The 16,871-nt window shown below is 71.1% G+C and carries 17 protein-coding genes and 1 tRNA gene; 7 read left to right on the forward strand and 11 right to left on the reverse strand.

Features of this window, described 5'->3' with window-relative positions; translation table 11 throughout:
* Positions 1-18 precede the first annotated feature (18 nt).
* Positions 19-99, forward strand: a tRNA-Leu gene (locus tag H7A73_RS10455).
* A 144-nt stretch (positions 100-243) separates the two neighbouring features.
* Entirely contained in the window at positions 244-951 is a 708-nt protein-coding gene (locus tag H7A73_RS10460; protein WP_182065903.1) for a DedA family protein, read from the forward strand.
* A 94-nt stretch (positions 952-1,045) separates the two neighbouring features.
* Here the strand turns inward: H7A73_RS10460 and rdgB are convergent, their stop codons facing one another.
* Genes rdgB through murI form a run of 3 tightly spaced genes read right to left on the reverse strand, consistent with a single transcriptional unit; the run spans position 1,046 to position 3,215 of the window.
* The gene (rdgB, locus tag H7A73_RS10465) at positions 1,046-1,639 is read right to left on the reverse strand and encodes an RdgB/HAM1 family non-canonical purine NTP pyrophosphatase (RefSeq protein WP_027464602.1); all 594 of its coding nucleotides are present in this window, start codon (positions 1,637-1,639) and stop codon (positions 1,046-1,048) included.
* The gene (rph, locus tag H7A73_RS10470; protein WP_173035740.1) at positions 1,636-2,373 is read right to left on the reverse strand and encodes a ribonuclease PH; all 738 of its coding nucleotides are present in this window, start codon (positions 2,371-2,373) and stop codon (positions 1,636-1,638) included. The genes rdgB and rph overlap by 4 nt, the downstream gene beginning before the upstream one ends.
* A complete protein-coding gene (gene murI / locus H7A73_RS10475) occupies positions 2,370-3,215 on the reverse strand; it encodes a glutamate racemase (protein WP_027464600.1) in 846 nt (281 codons plus the stop codon). Before murI ends, rph begins: the two co-directional genes overlap by 4 nt.
* Positions 3,216-3,388: 173 nt before the next feature.
* Between murI and H7A73_RS10480 the strand changes: the two genes are divergently transcribed.
* The gene (locus H7A73_RS10480; RefSeq protein ID WP_182065904.1) at positions 3,389-4,678 is read left to right on the forward strand and encodes a nicotinate phosphoribosyltransferase; all 1,290 of its coding nucleotides are present in this window, start codon (positions 3,389-3,391) and stop codon (positions 4,676-4,678) included.
* Positions 4,679-4,849: 171 nt separating this feature from the next.
* On the opposite strand, the gene H7A73_RS10485 is transcribed toward H7A73_RS10480, so the two are convergent.
* The 3 genes from H7A73_RS10485 to H7A73_RS10495 form a co-directional block, all read right to left on the reverse strand.
* Positions 4,850-5,110, reverse strand: coding sequence for a DUF3039 domain-containing protein (locus tag H7A73_RS10485; protein ID WP_099051947.1), 261 nt, complete (start codon positions 5,108-5,110; stop codon positions 4,850-4,852).
* A 100-nt stretch (positions 5,111-5,210) separates the two neighbouring features.
* Positions 5,211-6,782, reverse strand: coding sequence for an ABC transporter permease (locus H7A73_RS10490; RefSeq protein ID WP_182065905.1), 1,572 nt, complete (start codon positions 6,780-6,782; stop codon positions 5,211-5,213).
* Positions 6,758-7,987, reverse strand: coding sequence for an ABC transporter ATP-binding protein (locus H7A73_RS10495; protein WP_259362828.1), 1,230 nt, complete (start codon positions 7,985-7,987; stop codon positions 6,758-6,760). The genes H7A73_RS10490 and H7A73_RS10495 overlap by 25 nt, the downstream gene beginning before the upstream one ends.
* Before the next feature lie 297 nt (positions 7,988-8,284).
* Here H7A73_RS10495 and H7A73_RS10500 point away from each other — a divergent pair, with 297 nt between their 5' ends.
* From H7A73_RS10500 to H7A73_RS10515, 4 genes are all read left to right on the forward strand, one after another.
* Complete coding sequence (locus H7A73_RS10500) at positions 8,285-8,980, forward strand: NTP transferase domain-containing protein (protein WP_110862735.1); 696 nt, start codon at positions 8,285-8,287, stop codon at positions 8,978-8,980.
* A gap of 44 nt (positions 8,981-9,024) precedes the next feature.
* On the forward strand, positions 9,025-9,849 hold the full coding sequence (locus H7A73_RS10505; protein WP_259362829.1) for an ABC transporter permease: 825 nt from the start codon (positions 9,025-9,027) through the stop codon (positions 9,847-9,849).
* Positions 9,849-10,619: an ABC transporter ATP-binding protein gene (locus H7A73_RS10510; protein ID WP_071405446.1), complete on the forward strand. Its 771-nt coding sequence runs from the start codon at positions 9,849-9,851 to the stop codon at positions 10,617-10,619. Before H7A73_RS10505 ends, H7A73_RS10510 begins: the two co-directional genes overlap by 1 nt.
* Positions 10,620-10,735: 116 nt before the next feature.
* The gene (locus H7A73_RS10515) at positions 10,736-11,038 is read left to right on the forward strand and encodes a hypothetical protein (protein WP_182065906.1); all 303 of its coding nucleotides are present in this window, start codon (positions 10,736-10,738) and stop codon (positions 11,036-11,038) included.
* A gap of 45 nt (positions 11,039-11,083) precedes the next feature.
* Here H7A73_RS10515 and H7A73_RS10520 read toward each other — a convergent pair whose 3' ends face one another.
* The 5 genes from H7A73_RS10520 to H7A73_RS10540 form a co-directional block, all read right to left on the reverse strand.
* Positions 11,084-12,316 (reverse strand): CDP-glycerol glycerophosphotransferase family protein, encoded by a 1,233-nt coding sequence (locus H7A73_RS10520; RefSeq protein ID WP_182065907.1) that lies wholly within the window; start codon positions 12,314-12,316, stop codon positions 11,084-11,086.
* Between the two features lie 43 nt (positions 12,317-12,359).
* On the reverse strand, positions 12,360-13,235 hold the full coding sequence (locus H7A73_RS10525; RefSeq protein WP_182065914.1) for a glycosyltransferase family 2 protein: 876 nt from the start codon (positions 13,233-13,235) through the stop codon (positions 12,360-12,362).
* Positions 13,236-13,279: 44 nt separating this feature from the next.
* Positions 13,280-14,101 carry a CDP-alcohol phosphatidyltransferase family protein gene (locus tag H7A73_RS10530; protein WP_182065908.1) on the reverse strand — a complete coding sequence of 274 codons (822 nt, stop codon included), beginning with the start codon at positions 14,099-14,101 and terminating at the stop codon, positions 13,280-13,282.
* Between the two features lie 4 nt (positions 14,102-14,105).
* Positions 14,106-15,149, reverse strand: coding sequence for a glycosyltransferase family 2 protein (locus H7A73_RS10535; RefSeq protein ID WP_111029537.1), 1,044 nt, complete (start codon positions 15,147-15,149; stop codon positions 14,106-14,108).
* A gap of 182 nt (positions 15,150-15,331) precedes the next feature.
* Positions 15,332-16,871 (reverse strand): S1C family serine protease (locus H7A73_RS10540; RefSeq protein WP_259362830.1); only part of this gene is annotated, 1,540 nt, incomplete at its 5' end.

The raw sequence follows: 16,871 nt of genomic DNA on the forward strand, positions 1-16,871 counted from the left end.
GGTAGACTGCCGCTGCTCGCGGGAGTGGTGGAATCGGTAGACACGCAGGATTTAGGTTCCTGTGCCCCAGGCGTGAGGGTTCGAGTCCCTCCTTCCGCACCGAGTCCCTCCTGGCGCACCGTTGCGGTCATCCGCACGCCTCGAGCAGGTCAACCCTGCGAGGGATGGCCCGGACACTTCCGGGCGGTACCCTCATCCCGCGGGAGTCCTCCCCGTGACTCCCGCTCCACGACCGGAAGAACCATGCACTCCGTCGCACTCGCCCTGATCCCGTGGCTCGATCCGCAGTACATCCTCGACCACTTCGGGGCCATCGCCGTGCTCGTGGTCTGCGCGATCGTGTTCGCCGAGACCGGTCTGCTCATCGGCTTCATCTTCCCGGGCGACAGCCTGCTGGTCATCACCGGCCTGTTCGCCTTCGACCGCGGCGGCGAGATCGGCGGCATCCCGATCTGGGTCGCGGCGCTGATGATCGGTGCCGCCGCGTTCCTCGGCGGCGAGCTCGGCTACTACATCGGCAAGAAGGCCGGGCCCCCGATCTTCGAGCGGAAGGACAGCGGGCTCTTCTCGAAGGCGAACGTCGAGCGCACCAACGCGTTCTTCCACCGCTTCGGCCCCCTGGCCGTGATCCTGGCGCGGTTCGTGCCGGTCGTCCGCACCTTCGCCCCGATCGCCGCGGGCGTCGGCCGGATGGACTACAGGAAGTACTCGCTCTACAACGCGATCGGTGCCGTGGTCTGGGGCGTCGGCGTGACGTTCCTCGGGTACTTCATCGGGCACATCCCCTTCGTGGCGCACATCGTCCGCGAGTACATCGACATCATCCTGCTCGCCGCGGTCGTCGTGACCGTGGTGCCGATGGCGCTGACGTACCTGCGCAACGCCCGCAAGGCGAAGCGCGCGAACGAGGCCGAGGCCACCACCGCCCCGACGGCCGACCCGACGCTCTAGCCGCAGCGCCGGCGTACGACCGGAGTCGCCCCGGACCACGTGATCACGTGGTCCGGGGCGACTCCGTCGTGCGGAACGACACGAGCGTTGGAACTCAGACGCCGAAGTGCTCCCGCACGATCGGCGCGATGCCCCGGAACGCCTTGCTGCGGTGCGACAGGGCGTTCTTCTCGTCGCGGGTGAGCTCCGCCGACGAGCGGTCGGCGTCGTCCGGTCGGAACACCGGGTCGTAGCCGTGGCCGCCGTCACCGACCGGCTCGGTCAGCACCTCGCCGTTCCAGACCGCCTCGACGACGTGTTCCTGACCGTCGGGCGTCACGAAGGCGGCAGCGCACACGAACGCGGCGGTGCGCTCCACGACACCCTGCAGGTTCGTGAGCAGCAGCGCGATGTTGTCGGCGTCCGAGCGGGTCCCGGCGTACCGGGCCGAGTGGATGCCCGGTGCGCCCCCGAGGGCGTCGACCGCGATCCCGGAGTCGTCGGCGAGCGCCGGCAGCCCGGTGTGCGCGACGGCGGCACGAGCCTTGATCAGGGCGTTCGCGGCGTAGCTGTCGCCGTCCTCGACGGGCTCGGGGCCGTCGTACCCGACGAGTTCGACCCCCTCGCCCAACGCCGACCCGAGGATCTCGCGCAGCTCGACGACCTTGCCCTGGTTGTGGGTGGCCAGGACCACCTCGCGGGACGTCACGCCAGACCCAGGACCGAGCGCTGGATCGCCGCGAGCGACTGGTTGCCGGCCAGGCCCAGGTCGAGCAGCACGTTCAGCTCGTCGCGGTCGAACGGCGCGTGCTCGGCGGTGCCCTGCACCTCGATGAACTTGCCCGACCCCGTGGTGACGATGTTCATGTCGGTGTCAGCAGCCGAGTCCTCGGTGTAGGCCAGGTCGAGCATCGGCTCCCCCTTGACGATGCCGACCGAGATGGCCTGCACGCTGTCGGTGAGCGGGGTGGCCTTCTTCGCGATGAAGCCCTTGGCGCGGCCCCACTCGATCGCGTCGGCCATCGCCACGTACGCGCCCGTGATCGACGCCGTGCGGGTGCCGCCGTCGGCCTGCAGCACGTCGCAGTCGATGACGAGGGTGTTCTCGCCCAGGGCCTTCGTGTCGACGACCGCGCGGAGCGAACGCCCGATCAGGCGGGAGATCTCGTGGGTGCGCCCGCCGACCTTGCCCTTGATGGACTCGCGCTGCATGCGCTCGTTCGTCGACCGCGGCAGCATCGAGTACTCGGCGGTGACCCACCCGGTGCCCTTACCGGCGAGCCAGCGGGGCACGCCGTTGGTGAACGACGCGGTGCAGAGCACCCTGGTGTTGCCGAAGGAGATGAGCGCGCTGCCCTCGGCCTGCGTGCTCCACCCCCGCTCGATGGTGACGGGACGGTGGTCGGTGGCGGTACGGCCGTCGACGCGGAGGTTGTCGGTCATGGGGTCCTTTCGGTGCGGGGCAGCGTGATGGCCCCCGTCTGGAGGTGGCCGACGCTCGAGACCTCGGGACCGAGGAAGCGCCGGGCGAGCCGGATGAAGCCGTTCTTGTCGTCGCCCGTCGCCTCGAACGAGTACGTCGGGGCGGTGGTCGCGGTGCGCTCGAGCCCGTGCTCCACGAGCCGGCGGTAGACGTCGTTCGCGGTCTCCTCGGCGCTGGAGACGAGCGTGACCTCCGGACCCATCACGAACTGGATCGCGGCGGACATCAGCGGGTAGTGGGTGCAGCCGAGCACGAGGGTGTCGACGTCGGCGGCACGGATCGGGTCGAGGTACCCGGCCGCGATCTCGCGGAGCGACGGCGACGAGGTGTCCCCGGCCTCGACGAACTCTACGAACCGGGGGCACGCGGCGGTGGTCAGCGTGACGTCGGCGGCGACCGCGAAGGCGTCCTCGTAGGCGCGCGACGCGATGGTGCCGACGGTGCCGATGACCCCGATGCGGCCCGTGCGGGTCTGCTTGACGGCTGCCCGGGCCGCGGGCTGGATGACCTCGACCACGGGGATGCCGTACGCCTGCTCGTACCGTTCGCGGGCGTCGCGGAGCACGGCGGACGAGGCGGTGTTGCACGCGATCACCAGGGCCTTCACACCCTGCTCGACCAGGTCGTCCATGACCTCGAGCGCGTAGCGGCGGACGTCGGCGATGGGCTTCGGGCCGTAGGGCGAGTGCACGGTGTCGCCGACGTACCGGATGCTCTCGCGCGGGAGCTGGTCGATGATGGCACGGGCCACGGTGAGGCCGCCGACCCCGCTGTCGAAGACTCCGATCGGTGCATCCGTCACGGCACCAGCGTACCGACGCCCGCCGACCAGCACCGACGCGACCACGCGCGCCACGCAGGCCGGGCGCACGGGGTGATCCGGGCCTCCTCACCGGCACGGCCGGCCCGCCGCTGGCGCGTCGCGCCGGAACCGTCGGTGGGCCTCCAGAGGGTCACGTCACTAGTGTCGGAGAGGTGACCACCGCGCTCCTCACCGACCAGTACGAACTCACCATGGTCGACGCCGCCCTCAAGGACGGGACCGCCGATCGCCGATGCGTCTTCGAGGTCTTCGCCCGACGGCTCCCGGACGGCCGCAGGTACGGCGTCGCTGCCGGACTCGGTCGGTTCCTCACCGCCCTCGCCGACTTCCGCTTCGGCGACGAGGAGATCGGGTTCCTGCGCGACCGCGGGGTCATCGACGCCGGCACCGCAGCCTGGCTCGCCGACTACCGGTTCAGCGGGGACGTCCGCGCCTACCGCGAGGGCGAGGTCTACTTCCCGAACTCCCCCATCCTGCAGATCGAGGGCACCTTCGCCGAGGCCGTCGTGCTCGAGACCCTCGCGCTCAGCATCTTCAACGCCGACAGCGCCATCGCGAGCGCCGCCGCCCGCATGGTGTCCGCCGCCGACGGCCGCCCGCTCGCCGAGATGGGCTCCCGCCGCACCGGCGAGTGGAACGCCGTCGCCGCCGCGCGTGCCGCGTACATCGCCGGCTTCGGTGCGACGAGCAACCTCGAGGCCGGCCGCACCTGGGGCATCCCCACGATGGGCACCGCGGCGCACGCCTTCACCCTGCTGCACGACTCCGAGGAGCAGGCGTTCCGGTCGCAGCTCGACGCGCTCGGCAGCGGCACGACCCTGCTCGTCGACACCTACGACATCGAGGCCGCGGTCGAGACGGCCGTCCGGCTCACCGACGGCGAGCTCGGCGGCGTCCGGATCGACAGCGGCGACCTGCCGTCCGTCGTCGCCGCCGTGCGTGCGCAGCTCGACCGCCTCGGCGCGACGGGCACGAAGATCACGGTGACGAACGACCTCGACGAGTACACGATCGCCGCACTCCGAGCCGCACCGGTCGACTCGTACGGCGTCGGCACCTCGGTCGTCTCCGGCTCCGGGCACCCGGCTGCCGGCATGGTGTTCAAGCTCGTCGCGCACCGGGACGCGGACGGCGGCGACTGGGTCCCCGTCGCCAAGAAGTCGGCGGACAAGGCGTCGATCGGCGGCCGGAAGGAGGCTGGCCGACGACTCCGCAACGGCGTCGCCACCGCCGAGATCGTGCTCACGGGTGCACAGGTCGGTCCGGACGAGCGGCCGCTGCTGGTCCCCGTCGTCACCGGCGGTGCGGTCGACCCGGCGTTCCTCGGCACGCAGGGCGTCGAGGCCGCACGTGCGCACCACGAGCGGGCGAAGGCGGAGCTGCCCGCCGACGCGTCGCGCATCGGGCGCGGCGACCCCGCCATCCCCACCCTGGTGATCTAGCGCTCGCACGCGCGCACGCGCGCACGCTCGTCCGTGTCGCGGTGTCGCTTGGTGAGCAGCAATGGTCGGGTCTGTGTGACGGACCCGACCATTGCTGCTCACGAAGCGACAGACGGACGGGAGGCCCGTGGCGGCATCGCCACGGGCCTCCCGTCCGTCTGCTGGTCGCGTCTACTCGGCCTTCATCTTCTCGTAGATGGCCTTGCAGTCCGGGCAGACCGGGAACTTCTCCGGGTCGCGACCCGGGATCCACTTCTTGCCGCACAGCGCCTTGACCGGCTTGCCGGACAGCGCCGACTGCAGGATCTTGTCCTTCTTCACGTAGTGCGAGAACCGCTCGTGGTCACCGGGTTCGATCGCTTCGTCTTCGAGGAGCTTCTCGAGCTCCCGGTCCATCACGTCGAGGCCGCCGCCTGGTTCCGTCATGCTCATGGGTCCAGGGTACGACGGTCCGCCCTCGGGCGCGCCGCTCGTCCGCGCCGGGCGATCATGGCGAGCCGCTCGGTGCCAGGTGCCAGGTGCCAGGTGCTCGCTAGTTGCGCTGTGCCGCGGCGAGCAGGTCGGGGCCGCGGCGGTCGAACAGGCGTCCGCCGGCAGAGACCCCGATCACGAGCACGACGGCACCGACCCCGATGCCCACCAGGAGCGTCAGCACCGACCAGGGCTCCGGACCCTGCACGACGGCGAGCACCGCGAGGCAGGCTGCGGGGACCGTGCAGAGCACGATGCCGATCACCATGGACGCCTGCGCGACCGTGGCGGTGACGCCGGCTGCCTGCGGCTGCTGGAAGGGGTGGTCGCCCGGGCGCACGGTCGGGTAGGGCAGGAGCACGGACAGGACGCTCGACAACCCGAGGCCGGACAGCAGTGCGCTCGCGCTCACGCCGATGAGCAGCGGGAACGCCGCCCAGTCTCCGAACAACCGGGCGGACAGCGCGGCCCCGGCGACGATCGCGGGCGCCCCCACGACCAGCACGGGCACGACGCGACCGAGCCGGTCGCTCCACCCGGGCGCACCGGAGGCGACGTGCAGCCACACGGCGGTGTTGTCGTACGAGACGTCGTTGTGCGGCAGGAACCCGGCGATCAGGGCCATCAGCGGCAGCGGCACGAGGGCAGTCCACTGCCACGGCACCCCGGCGACACCGAGCGGGATGACGACGATCGGCACGAGCAGGATGATCAGGTACGACGTGCGGTACCGCGGGTCGCGGACCCAGTAGGTGAGCGCCCGGGCGGCGACGGCCGACACCGGCGCCGAACCGAACCGGTCGAACCAGCCCAGGCCCTGGTAGCGGCGGGTGCGGGCGCGGTCGTCGACGGTCTCGAGCGCCCGGCCGACGAGCGCCCACCACGCCCAGGCGAGGAGCGCGACGACGGCGACCGCGACGAGGAGCTTCAGGACACCGGCGCCGACGTGGCCGCTCGCGACCTCGGCGGGTACAGCCCAGGCCGCACCCCACGGGGTCCATCCGGCGACGTCCGCGACGCGCTGCATCTCGGCGCCCTGCGGGTCGAGCCAGTCGACGCGCAGCAGCAGCGCCACCGTCGGGATCGAGAGCGCGATGATGACGAGCGCCACCAGCCACCCGGCGTCGCGGGAGCGGTCCGGCCCGATCAGCCGGGAGCCGACGGTGCAGCAGACGCGGACGAGGAGCGCGCACGTGGCGACGCCGAGCAGCCCGCCGAGCACCGCGAGCAGCCCGAGACCGGGGTCGCGGGCCCAGGCGACGACCTGGCCGACCGCGACGACGACCACGCCGATCACCGGGATGCCGACGAGCCCGGCGACGACGAGTCCGATCGCCAGGCGACGGCGCCCGAGGCCGAACACCGCGAAGCGCCGCGGGTCGAGCTGGTCGCTCCGGCCGACGACGAGCGGTACGACCGTGAACCCGAAGGTGATCAGGGTGCCGACGGGCACGATGACCGCACGCGCGACGTCCGGGTCCGCGTCACCGAGGGCGATGGTCTGCGACGCGACGAACACGGCGGCGAGGAGTCCGACGAGGCTGGCGAGCACGACGGCGACGGACCGGCGGGCGGTGCCGCGGACCTCGCCCGCGAGCAGGTCCGCCCTCAGCCGGAGAAGCTGTGCAACCATTCCATGCTCTCCGCGACGACACGACCGCCGGCGAGTTCGACGAACTTGTCCTCGAGGCTCTTGCGCCCCCGGACCTGGGCCATGGTGCCGGACGCCAGGACCTTGCCGCCGACGATGATGGCGACCGAGTCACAGGTGCGCTGCACGAGCTCCATCGAGTGGCTGGACAGCACGACCGTGCCGCCGCCCCGGGTGTACCGGCGCAGGATGTCCGTGATCGTCGCTGCACTCACCGGGTCGACCGACTCGAACGGTTCGTCGAGCACGAGTACCCGCGGCGAGTGGATCAGGGTCGCGGCCAGGGCGATCTTCTTCGCCATGCCGACGGAGTAGTCGGCGACCTGGCGGCCCAGCGCCTCGCCCAGCCCGAAGGCCTCGGCGAGGTCGGCGCTGCGCTTCCGGGCGGTGGCCCCGTCGAGCCCGCGGAGCGTGGCCGAGTAGTACAGGAGCTGCGCACCGGTCAGCCGGTCGAACAGACGGAGGCGGTCCGGCAGGACGCCGAGGCTGCGCTTCGCCGCCGTCGGGTCGGCCCAGACGTCGTGGTCGAGCACCGTCACCGAGCCGGCGTCGGGGCGCAGCAGTCCGGTGATCATGGAGAGGGTCGTCGTCTTGCCGGCGCCGTTCGGGCCGACCACGCCGAAGATGGAGCCCTGCCGGATCTCGAGGTCGACCTCGTCGACGGCCAGGGTCTGCCCGTACCGCTTGACCAGGCCGTTCGCCGCGAGCACGACGGGCTGGAGCGTCTGCGGCTGCTTCGGCGCGGCGGTGCGGGGCGCACGCTTCTTCGTGGCAGGCGGGGCTGCGGCGTTCGCCCGGTCGGCGTCGTCCATCGCGTCGTCCGCGTCGGACGGGACGGGAGGCGCGGCGTCGGTCCGCGGGGCGGCCTTCGTCGGGCGTTTGGTGCGTCCCTTGCCGTTGCGCGCCTTCGCGGGGCGTGGCGCTCCGGCCGTCGCGTCGTCAGTGCCGGTCTCGGTCGTTGCGTCGTCGAAGCGGGTCTCCGTCGTCGCGTCGGTGCGGACGGCCGTCCCGTCGGTCATCGCGTCATCAGTGGCGGCGTCGTCCGCATCAGTGTCCCCCGTGTCGTCGTCGGCTGCGTCGTCCTCAGCAGCCGCGGCGGTGTCCGCGTCGTCGGCGTCCCCCGCCTCGGTCATCCAGGCAGCGTCGGCCGTGGCGTACACGTCCTCGTTCTCTGCTCGCGCTGGCATCGACCCACCGTACCAACGCTCTCCGACCGGCGGGAACCGTCTCGGCCAGGGTCACGAATTGAGTACGAAGCACGCAGACCCGTACCCCGCGAGGGGGTGTTTCCGTATCATTCACCAGGGCACGAAGGAGTGTTCACCACTTGGAAACCTGCTCCAGCAGGCGATCCCGGCAGCCTCCTCGCAGCGACGACCACGTCGACGCGACCGGTTCTCGGGCAACTCGGACGTTGGAAGCGCAGACTCGACGAGGCCCGCCCGTACCCCAGGGTGCGCGGGCGGACACCAGAAGGGACCAGCATGACCACGCAGATCGTGATCCTCGCAGCGGGGATGGGCAGCCGTCTCGGCCGCAGCCTGCCGAAGCCGCTCACGGAGCTCAGTGACGGCCGCACCATCATGCAGCAGCAGTTCGACAACATCCGCGCCGCGTTCGGTTCGAGCGCCCGCGTGACGATCGTCGTCGGCTACAAGTCGGAGCACATCGTCGAGGCGTTCCCCGACGCGAACTTCGTCTACAACGAGTCCTACGACTCCACCAACACCTCGAAGAGCCTGCTGCGTGCCCTCAAGGCCACCGGCAAGAGCGGTGTCCTCTGGATGAACGGCGACGTGGTCTTCGACCCGATGGCGCTCGTCCGTGCGGCCGACATGATCGACGAGGGCCGATCCTTCGTCAGCGTCAACACCGACAAGGTCTCCGACGAAGAGGTCAAGTACACCGTCGACGCCGAGGGCTTCATCCACAAGCTCTCCAAGCAGGTCGTCGGGGGTCTCGGCGAAGCCGTCGGCATCAACTACGTCTCCGCCGCCGACAAGCAGGCCCTCATCCGCCAGCTCGGCCGCGTCGACGACCAGGAGTACTTCGAGGGCGGCATCGAGGCTGCCATCGCCGAGGACGGGCTACGCTGGACGCCGATCGACATCTCCGACCTGTACGCGGTCGAGATCGACTTCGCCGAGGACCTCGAGCGCGCGAACAACCTGTTCGCCTGAACCACCGTCAGGACCCCCTCGGCGGTTCCGCCCGGAGGGAAACCGTGACCACAGCGAGTGCGCCGACCGCGCCCGTGGCTCCCGCACCCGCGAAGGCCCGGAGCGCCGGTCGGCGCTATCGTCAGGCCCTGTGGTTGCTGACCGTTCGCGACCTCCGGGTCCGCTACTCGACGTCGGCGCTCGGCTACGTGTGGTCGATCCTCGACCCGCTCGTGATGTCGGGGATCTACTGGTTCGTCTTCACGCAGGTCTTCCACCGCGGTTCGGTCGGTGAAGATCCGTACATCGTGTTCCTGCTGTCCGCACTCCTGCCGTGGATGTGGTTCACCGGTGGCGTCTCGGACTCCACCCGGGCGTTCATCAAGGAATCCAAGCTGATCCGCTCGACCACCATCCCCCGCACGATCTGGGTGGCACGGATCGACGCGTCGAAGGGCATCGAGTTCCTGCTGAGCCTGCCGGTCCTGGCCGCCTTCGCGATCGCGACGGGTGCCCACCTGCACTGGCAGGTCGTGTTCTTCCCGTTGGCGATCGTGCTGCAGTGCGCGCTGGTCTACGGCCTGGGCCTCATCGTCGCCCCGCTCGTGGTCTTCTTCCGCGACCTCGAGCGCGCCACCAAGCTCGTGCTGCGGTTCCTGTTCTACGCGTCCCCGATCATCTACGGCACCCACGCGCTGCCGTCCGCACTGCGGGACATCGCCGCGATCAACCCGCTCACCGGCATCTTCGGCATGTACCGCGCGGCGTTCTTCCCCGGCCAGCTCGACTGGCTCGAGGTCGGCGCCTCGGTGGTCGTGACCGGCATCGTCCTGGTGATCGGCTTCGCGGTGTTCCGCCGCAGCGAGCACCGCGTGCTGAAGGAGCTGTGATGACCGCGACCGACCAGACCCGACGCACCGAGACCGTCGCACCGGTCATCTCGGTGCGAGACGCCGGCATCTGCTTCAAGCGCAACCGTCGCGCGAGCCGGAACTTCAAGGACCTGTTCGCCGGACGCGGGCGCCGCAAGCGTGCCGACGAGTTCTGGGCGCTCCGCAACGTGTCGTTCGACGTCCGTCCGGGCGAGGCGATCGGCGTCGTGGGGCGGAACGGCCAGGGCAAGTCGACCCTGCTGAAGCTGGTGGCCCAGGTCATGCTGCCCGACGAGGGCCGCGTCGACGTGGGTGCCGGCGTCGCCCCGCTCATCGAGATCACCGGTGGCTTCGTCGGGGATCTCACGGTGCGCGACAACGTGTACCTGACGGCGGGCCTGCACGGCATGTCGCGGGCCGAGATCCGCGACGCCTTCGACGAGATCATCGACTTCGCCGAGATCGCCGACTTCGTGGACACCCCCTACAAGCACCTGTCGAGCGGCATGAAGGTCCGCATCGCGTTCGCGGTGATCTCGCGGCTCGACGAACCGGTCATCCTGGTCGACGAGGTGCTGGCGGTGGGCGACAAGGCCTTCCGCGAGAAGTGCTACAAGCGGATCGAGCAGCTCCTGGCCGGCGGCCGGACGCTGTTCTTCGTCTCGCACAGCGACAAGGACCTCCGCCGCTTCTGCGACCGGGGGCTGTACCTCGACAAGGGTCGTCTGCAGCTCGACGGCACCATCGAGGCCGCGCTGGCCCGGTACGCGGCAGACTACGGCTCCTGACCGGCCGGGGTACTCCCCCTGCACCAACACCGGTATCGCTGGCTCCCTCCACAGCACCGGCGCTCGTGAGTGCCCCCGGGGTCCCGCCGTCGGACCCTCCCCCTAGCGTTCCACCCATGCACCACCCACCAACCGCGTACGCCGTCCCGTTCGCCGTCGACCGATCGCACGCACCACGACGGTACGATCTCGTCAACACCGGCCCCGAGCCGGTCGACGGGCTCTCCCTCACCCACCTGGGCAACGGCTACTGCCCGCCGCTCGCGGTGCGCCGCCTCGATCCGGGCCGGTCGTTGTCCCTGGCGGTCTTCGGTGCCGACGCCGAGGACACGGGGATCGTCATCGTGCGGTGGCGTCGGCCCGACCGGTCCGAGTACCTCTGGCGGATGTCACTCGTCGGGCCGGGGTTCCAGCCGTGACCCTGCGTCGATCTGCGCCTCGGCACACCGGGTGACGTCCGGCCGTCAGCGCCCGTCGCGTTCGGCCGCGACGGTCCGCCACCGCTCGAGCAGCCACTCCACGGCCTCGTGGAACCGCTCCGTGGCGGCGCCCGGGGTCGTGTCGCCGAAGTACCGTGCGACCCAGTGCTGCAGGCGCGCGAGCTCCTCGGCGTCGCTCGCGGCCACGTCGACACGGGCGAGCACCGACGGGGCATCGGCCGCGGTCAGCCAGTTCGCGTCGCTCAGGTAGCCCCGCTCGTCGACGTCGGCCTCGGGCGAGACCGGCCGCGTGACGATGAGCGGCTTGCCGACCGCCAGCCGGTCGTAGATCATCGCGCTGATGTCGGTGATCGCCACGTCGGCGTCCGCCAGCTGCCATCCGAGGGCACCGCTGTCGTCGTACAGGTGGTGTGCGGCCGGGTCGGCGGCGTTGGCGGCGCTGATCGCCGCGACGATCCGCTCGTGCGCCGCACGGTAGGCGGGGTCGAGCACGCCGCTGCGCGGGTGCGGGCGGTACACCAGACGGTGGCGGGGCGATGCGAGCACCTGCGCGGCGATGACCGTGCCGTGCGACGCGATCGACCCGTACGCCGCGGCACCGCGGTCGCCCTCCCACGTCGGGGCGTAGAGCACGACGGTCCGGTCGTCGTCGGGGTACGGGGCCGCTCCGGCGAAGTGGTCGGCCTGCGGGCGTCCGATCGCGATGGTCCGGGCGTCCAGGTCGTAGTCCCACAGCGCCTCGGCCAGACGATCGCGTGCTGCGTCCCCCGCGATCAGGGCGTAGTCGTAGGCCTTGAACTGGTTCGTGGTCATGTACATCTTGTCGCTCTCGCCGTGGTTGACGAAGACGTGCCACATCCGCCCGTACCGCATCATCTGGAAGTTGCGGGCGTTCTGGTTGACGTAGAGCACCACCTTCGGCGCCTGGGTGTCGACGAAGTGCTCGAGGTCGACCACCTGCCGGGCGTAGACCACGGGCACGGGCGACTCGTCGAGCAGGGTCAGCATCGTGCCCGGACTCCGCGAGACGATCGCCACCGGGTGCGTCTTCGCGAGTTCCGCCAGCGGCGCGTACCACTGGCGCACCTGGTACATGTTGACCGGACCGTCGGCGAAGTACACGGCGATCTCGACCGAACCGGGCGCCGGCTCCGGCGCGGACGGCAGTCGCTGTGCGAGCTGCCGTCGGCTCCGGCGGGACGTCAGGAGTCGCTCGACGAGCCGCAGGGCGGTCCGCAGGTCGCTGATGATCGACATGGTCGTTCTCCGGGTCTGCTCGGGCGGTACGGGGTGGGCGGGGTCAGACGACCGGCGGCCGCCCTGCGATGGTCATCCGTGCGACTGTGAGCCAGCCCATCGGCCGGACAGGACCGCAGTCGGTCGTCCAACCTTCACGGATCCCTCCGAACCAGGTGGCCAGCCGGCGGGGGTGACGCCACCAGCGCGCGATCTGGATCGCGGCCCACGACCCCACGTACACCGGGCGCAGCACCGCCGGCAGGTTGCGCCGAGCGAGCCACACCCGGTTCCGGGCGTTCAACCGGTAGTACTCGGTGTGCCGCGCCGGGTCGATCGCGGGGTGGTGCGCGACGAGGTCCCCGGCGTACCAGGTCCGGCGGCCGGCGTCCCACACGCGCCACGCGAGCTCGATGCCCTCGTGGGCGTAGAAGTACTCGGCGCCCCAGCCGCCGACGGCCCGGTAGACGTCCATCGGCAGCACGACGGCACCTTCCCAGACCGAGAAGACCGGCGACGAGTGGTCCGGCTCGCCCTTCCGGATCCGCGGCACCCACCGGCGTGGGTTCGCGGCGCCCGCGGGGTCGACGACCCGGGGTTGCACGAGGCCGAGCGACGGATCGTGCTCGAACACCGCGATCGCGTCGCGCAGGAACGTCGGCGACGGCACCGACGCATCGTCGTCGAGGAAGAACACGTAGTCGCCGTCGACGACCTCGGCTCCGGCGTTGCGCCCGGCCGGGATCCCGACGTTCTCGGGCAGGGACAGCCCCCGCACGCCGTCCGGCAGCCCGGTTGGCGTCCAACCGTTGCCGACGCAGATGACGTCGAGCTCGACGTCCTGCTGCGCGAGCACGCTGTCCAGCCCGCGGCGCAGGTCGTCGGGCCGGGCGCCCTGCGACAGGCTCACCACGGCGACGCGCGGTCGTCCGCGGTGCACCACCGCGTGGCGGCGCACCGTTCCGGGCACGGTCGTGTCCTCGGTCACGCCTTGACCCGCTTCGAGGCGATGATCGCCAGGAAGTGCCCGATCGTCGCGAGCACTGCGAGCGGCAACAGCGCACCGACCAGGATCCGGCTGGCGAGCGGGTCGCCGATCACCAGGGCGAGCACGGCGAAGACGAACGCGAGCATGCTCAGCTCGACCGAGTGGTACAGGCGGTGGAACGGCAGGAACCTCGCCAGACGGCGGAGCGATGCGAGCTTCCGACCCGACGGCGCGGTGGAGGCGTCCCGCCGGTCGACGAGCTTGTCGAGCCCGGCGTTCGCGCGGGCCACGTGCACCATGTCGTTGAGGGCCTTGTTCAGCACGATGACCAGGCCGAGTGCGCAGCCGATCGTGGTCCACATCCAGTCGGCGTCGTGGATCGGCCACGTGGCGGCCCGGATGCCGAGCGCGACCGGGATCAGGCCCTCGGTCGTGTAGTGCCCCACCTTGTCGAGGAACACCCCGGCGGGCGACTTGGTGCCGCGCCACCGGGCGACCTCGCCGTCGGAGCAGTCGACGAGCATCTGCAGCTGGCCGAGCACGAGCGCCAGCGCAGCACCCCAGATGCCCGGGATGAGCAGGGCGGCCGCGACGCTCCAGCCGACCAGGATCATCAGACCGGTGACCTGGTTCGCGCTGACGCGGGTCTTCAGGAGCACCCAGGTCAGGTACGGCGAGACGTCGCGCAGGTACAGCGAGGCCGTCCAGTGCTCGGCGTTGGCGCGGGCGCGGACCTCGTCCGGCTGGGCGACGGCCCGGAGCTCGGCGATCGAGGTCGGCCGTGCGGATCCGCGGCCGGTCGTGGGCTGGTCGGTCATTCGGTCACCGTCCCGTGTGGGTGGTCAGCTCGGACGTGCGGGTCAGGAACCCGATGATGAACCCGAGCCCCCAGCCCACGTGGATGCAGGGCAGCACGACGAGCAGCCAGAGGAGCGTCGGCAGCCCGGAGCGGCGCGCCACGGCGATCGACCCCAGGACGACGAAGAGCAGGTAGACGACGGGCACCACGAACCCGAGCAGCGCCCAGGCGAGCGGCGTGCCGAGCACGGCGCCGACGACGCCGACGAGCCCGGCGACGATGCCCAGCGCCATCGCCGCCACCATGGCCGGCGGCACGAAGTAGCGCAGGCCGTTGTTCGCCGGGAATCGACGGGCGAGCTCACCGCGCCAGAGCCCGGTGGCGACGAACTGCCGCACCAGGCGCTTCAGGCTCGGCCGCGGGCGGTACGTGACGACGAGTTCCGGCGTGAACCAGACGGTCCCGCCGGTCTGGCGCAGCCGCCGGTTGAGTTCCCAGTCCTGTCCGCGCTTGATGCCCTCGTCGAAGAGTCCGACGTCGAACAGCCGCTCGCGTCGGAACACGCCGAGGTAGGCGGTCTCGGCCGGCCCCGCGGTGCCGCCGACGTGGTGCGGCGTGCCACCGAGCCCGACACGGCTGCCGTAGGCCAGGGCGACGGCCCGCTCGAAGGGGGTCCGGCCCTCGGCGCGCATGATGCCGCCGACGTTGTCCGCACCGGACTCGAGGAGCGTGTGCACCGCGATGCGCGTGTAGTCGGTCGGCAGGACCGAGTGCGCGTCGACCCGGATGACGACGGGGTGCACGGACGCACGGATCGCGACGTTCAGCCCGGCGGGCGTCGACCCGACGGGGTTGTCGATCGCGCGGATCCGGGGGTCGGCAGCGCTCATCTCGGCGACGAGCTCGTTCGTGCCGTCGATCGACGGCCCGAGCGCGAGGATGACCTCGAACGGGCCCGTGTAGTCCTGGTCGAGCAGGCTGCCGACCGCGGCTCGGACCTCGGTGACCTCGTTGAGCACGGGCATCACGTACGAGACGCCCGGCAGGGGCTGTCCGTCTGACTGCATGCGTACCTCGGGGTGCTGGCTGGCGGCACGGGACGCACCGGGGCGGTGCCGCCCCGCAGAGCGACCATGAGCCTATCAAGAGGCCGAACCACCCACCTGCGTCGGCGCGGGACGCGCCCCGTGACGGACAGGAGGCCCGGCGCACGTCGTGCCCCGGGCCTCCTGTCCGTCGTGTGGTGGCGTCAGCCCTTGCTGTCGAACGTCCCCAGCTTCACGTCGGCCTGGCGGGTCTGGCCGTCGCGGACGAAGCTGATCGTCGTCGACGCGCCACCCGCGAAGAAGCGCACCTGCGCCGTCAGGTCGGTCGCGTCGGAGACCGACGCCGAACCGATCTTCGTGACGACGTCGCCCTTCTGCAGACCGGCCTTCGCCGCGGCACCGCCGTTGGACACCGACTTGATGAGGGCGCCGACCTGGGTGGCGCTGGCGTCCTCGGTGGCGTCGCCGACGGTCGCGCCGAGGAGCCCGTGCGTCGCCGAGCCGTTGTCCTTGATCTCGTTCGCCACCCGCTTGACCAGGTTGGCCGGGATCGAGAAGCCGACGCCGATGCTGCCCGCGGCCGAGTCGGACGACGACGAGCTGCCGGCGGAGGCGATCGCCACGTTGATGCCGATCAGTCGGCCCTTCGAGTCGAGCAGCGCACCGCCGGAGTTGCCGGGGTTGATCGATGCGTCGGTCTGGATGACCGGGAGCGACACGGTGGTGTTCGCGGACGAGCTGCTGCCGTTGTCCCCGTTGCCCCAGAAGTCGAAGGGACCCGAGCCGCCGTTGCCGCCCTCGTTCGAGTCGCCACCCTCGCTGGGGGCACTCGAGGTGACCTGGATGCTGCGGTTCAGGGTCGAGACGATGCCGTCGGTGACGGTGTTCGACAGCCCCAGGGGCGCACCGATCGCGACCGCGGTGTCCCCGACGTTGAGCTTCGACGAGTCCGCGAACTCCATCGGCTTGAGGTCGGTCGCGTCGATCTTGATGACCGCGAGGTCGACCGTCGGGTCGGTGCCGATGAGCTTGCCCGCGTAGATCTTGCCGTTCGAGGTCGTCACGGTGATCCGGCCGTTCGAGCTGTCGCCGTCGAGGGTGACCACGTGGGTGTTCGTGACGATGTAGCCGTCCTTGCTCATCACCACACCGGAACCGGTGCCGGCCTCGTTGCTCGCGGACACGTTGATGGTGACGACCGACGGGGTCGCCTGTGCCGCGACGGCGGTGACGACGGTGGCGGAGTCGTAGTCGTTGACGGTCAGGTTGCCGCCCTGCGACGAACCGGAGGACACGACGCTGCCACCGTCGTTGCCGGAGGAGACGGCCCAACCGGCGCCGCCGCCCACCAGACCGCCCGCGATGACCGCCGCGATGACCGGCAGGAGCAGCCGGTTCCGGCCCGAGCGGTCCTTGGTCGTCGTGGACGCCGCGGCACCCGAGGCGTCGTCGCTGAAGTAGTGGCCGTTGCGCTGGTTCGCGCCGTCGACGTCGCCGAAGGCGCTCGTGGCGGACTGCGGGGCCTGCGCGGACGCGTTCGCGTACTCGGAGGACGAGCTCGGAGCGGACGAGGACGTCGGCTGCGCGTACTCGCCGTAGCGGGGGCGTTCGGCGCCCGGCTGGCCGTACTGGGACTGCTGGCCGTACGGGTTCTGGCCCTGCTGGCCGTACTGGGACTGCTGGCCGTACGGGTTCTGGCCCTGCTGGCCGTACTGCGACTGCGGGCCGTACGGGCTCTGGGCC

Source organism: Curtobacterium sp. ME12 (assembly GCF_903970855.1).
Lineage (GTDB): Bacteria > Actinomycetota > Actinomycetes > Actinomycetales > Microbacteriaceae > Curtobacterium > Curtobacterium poinsettiae_A.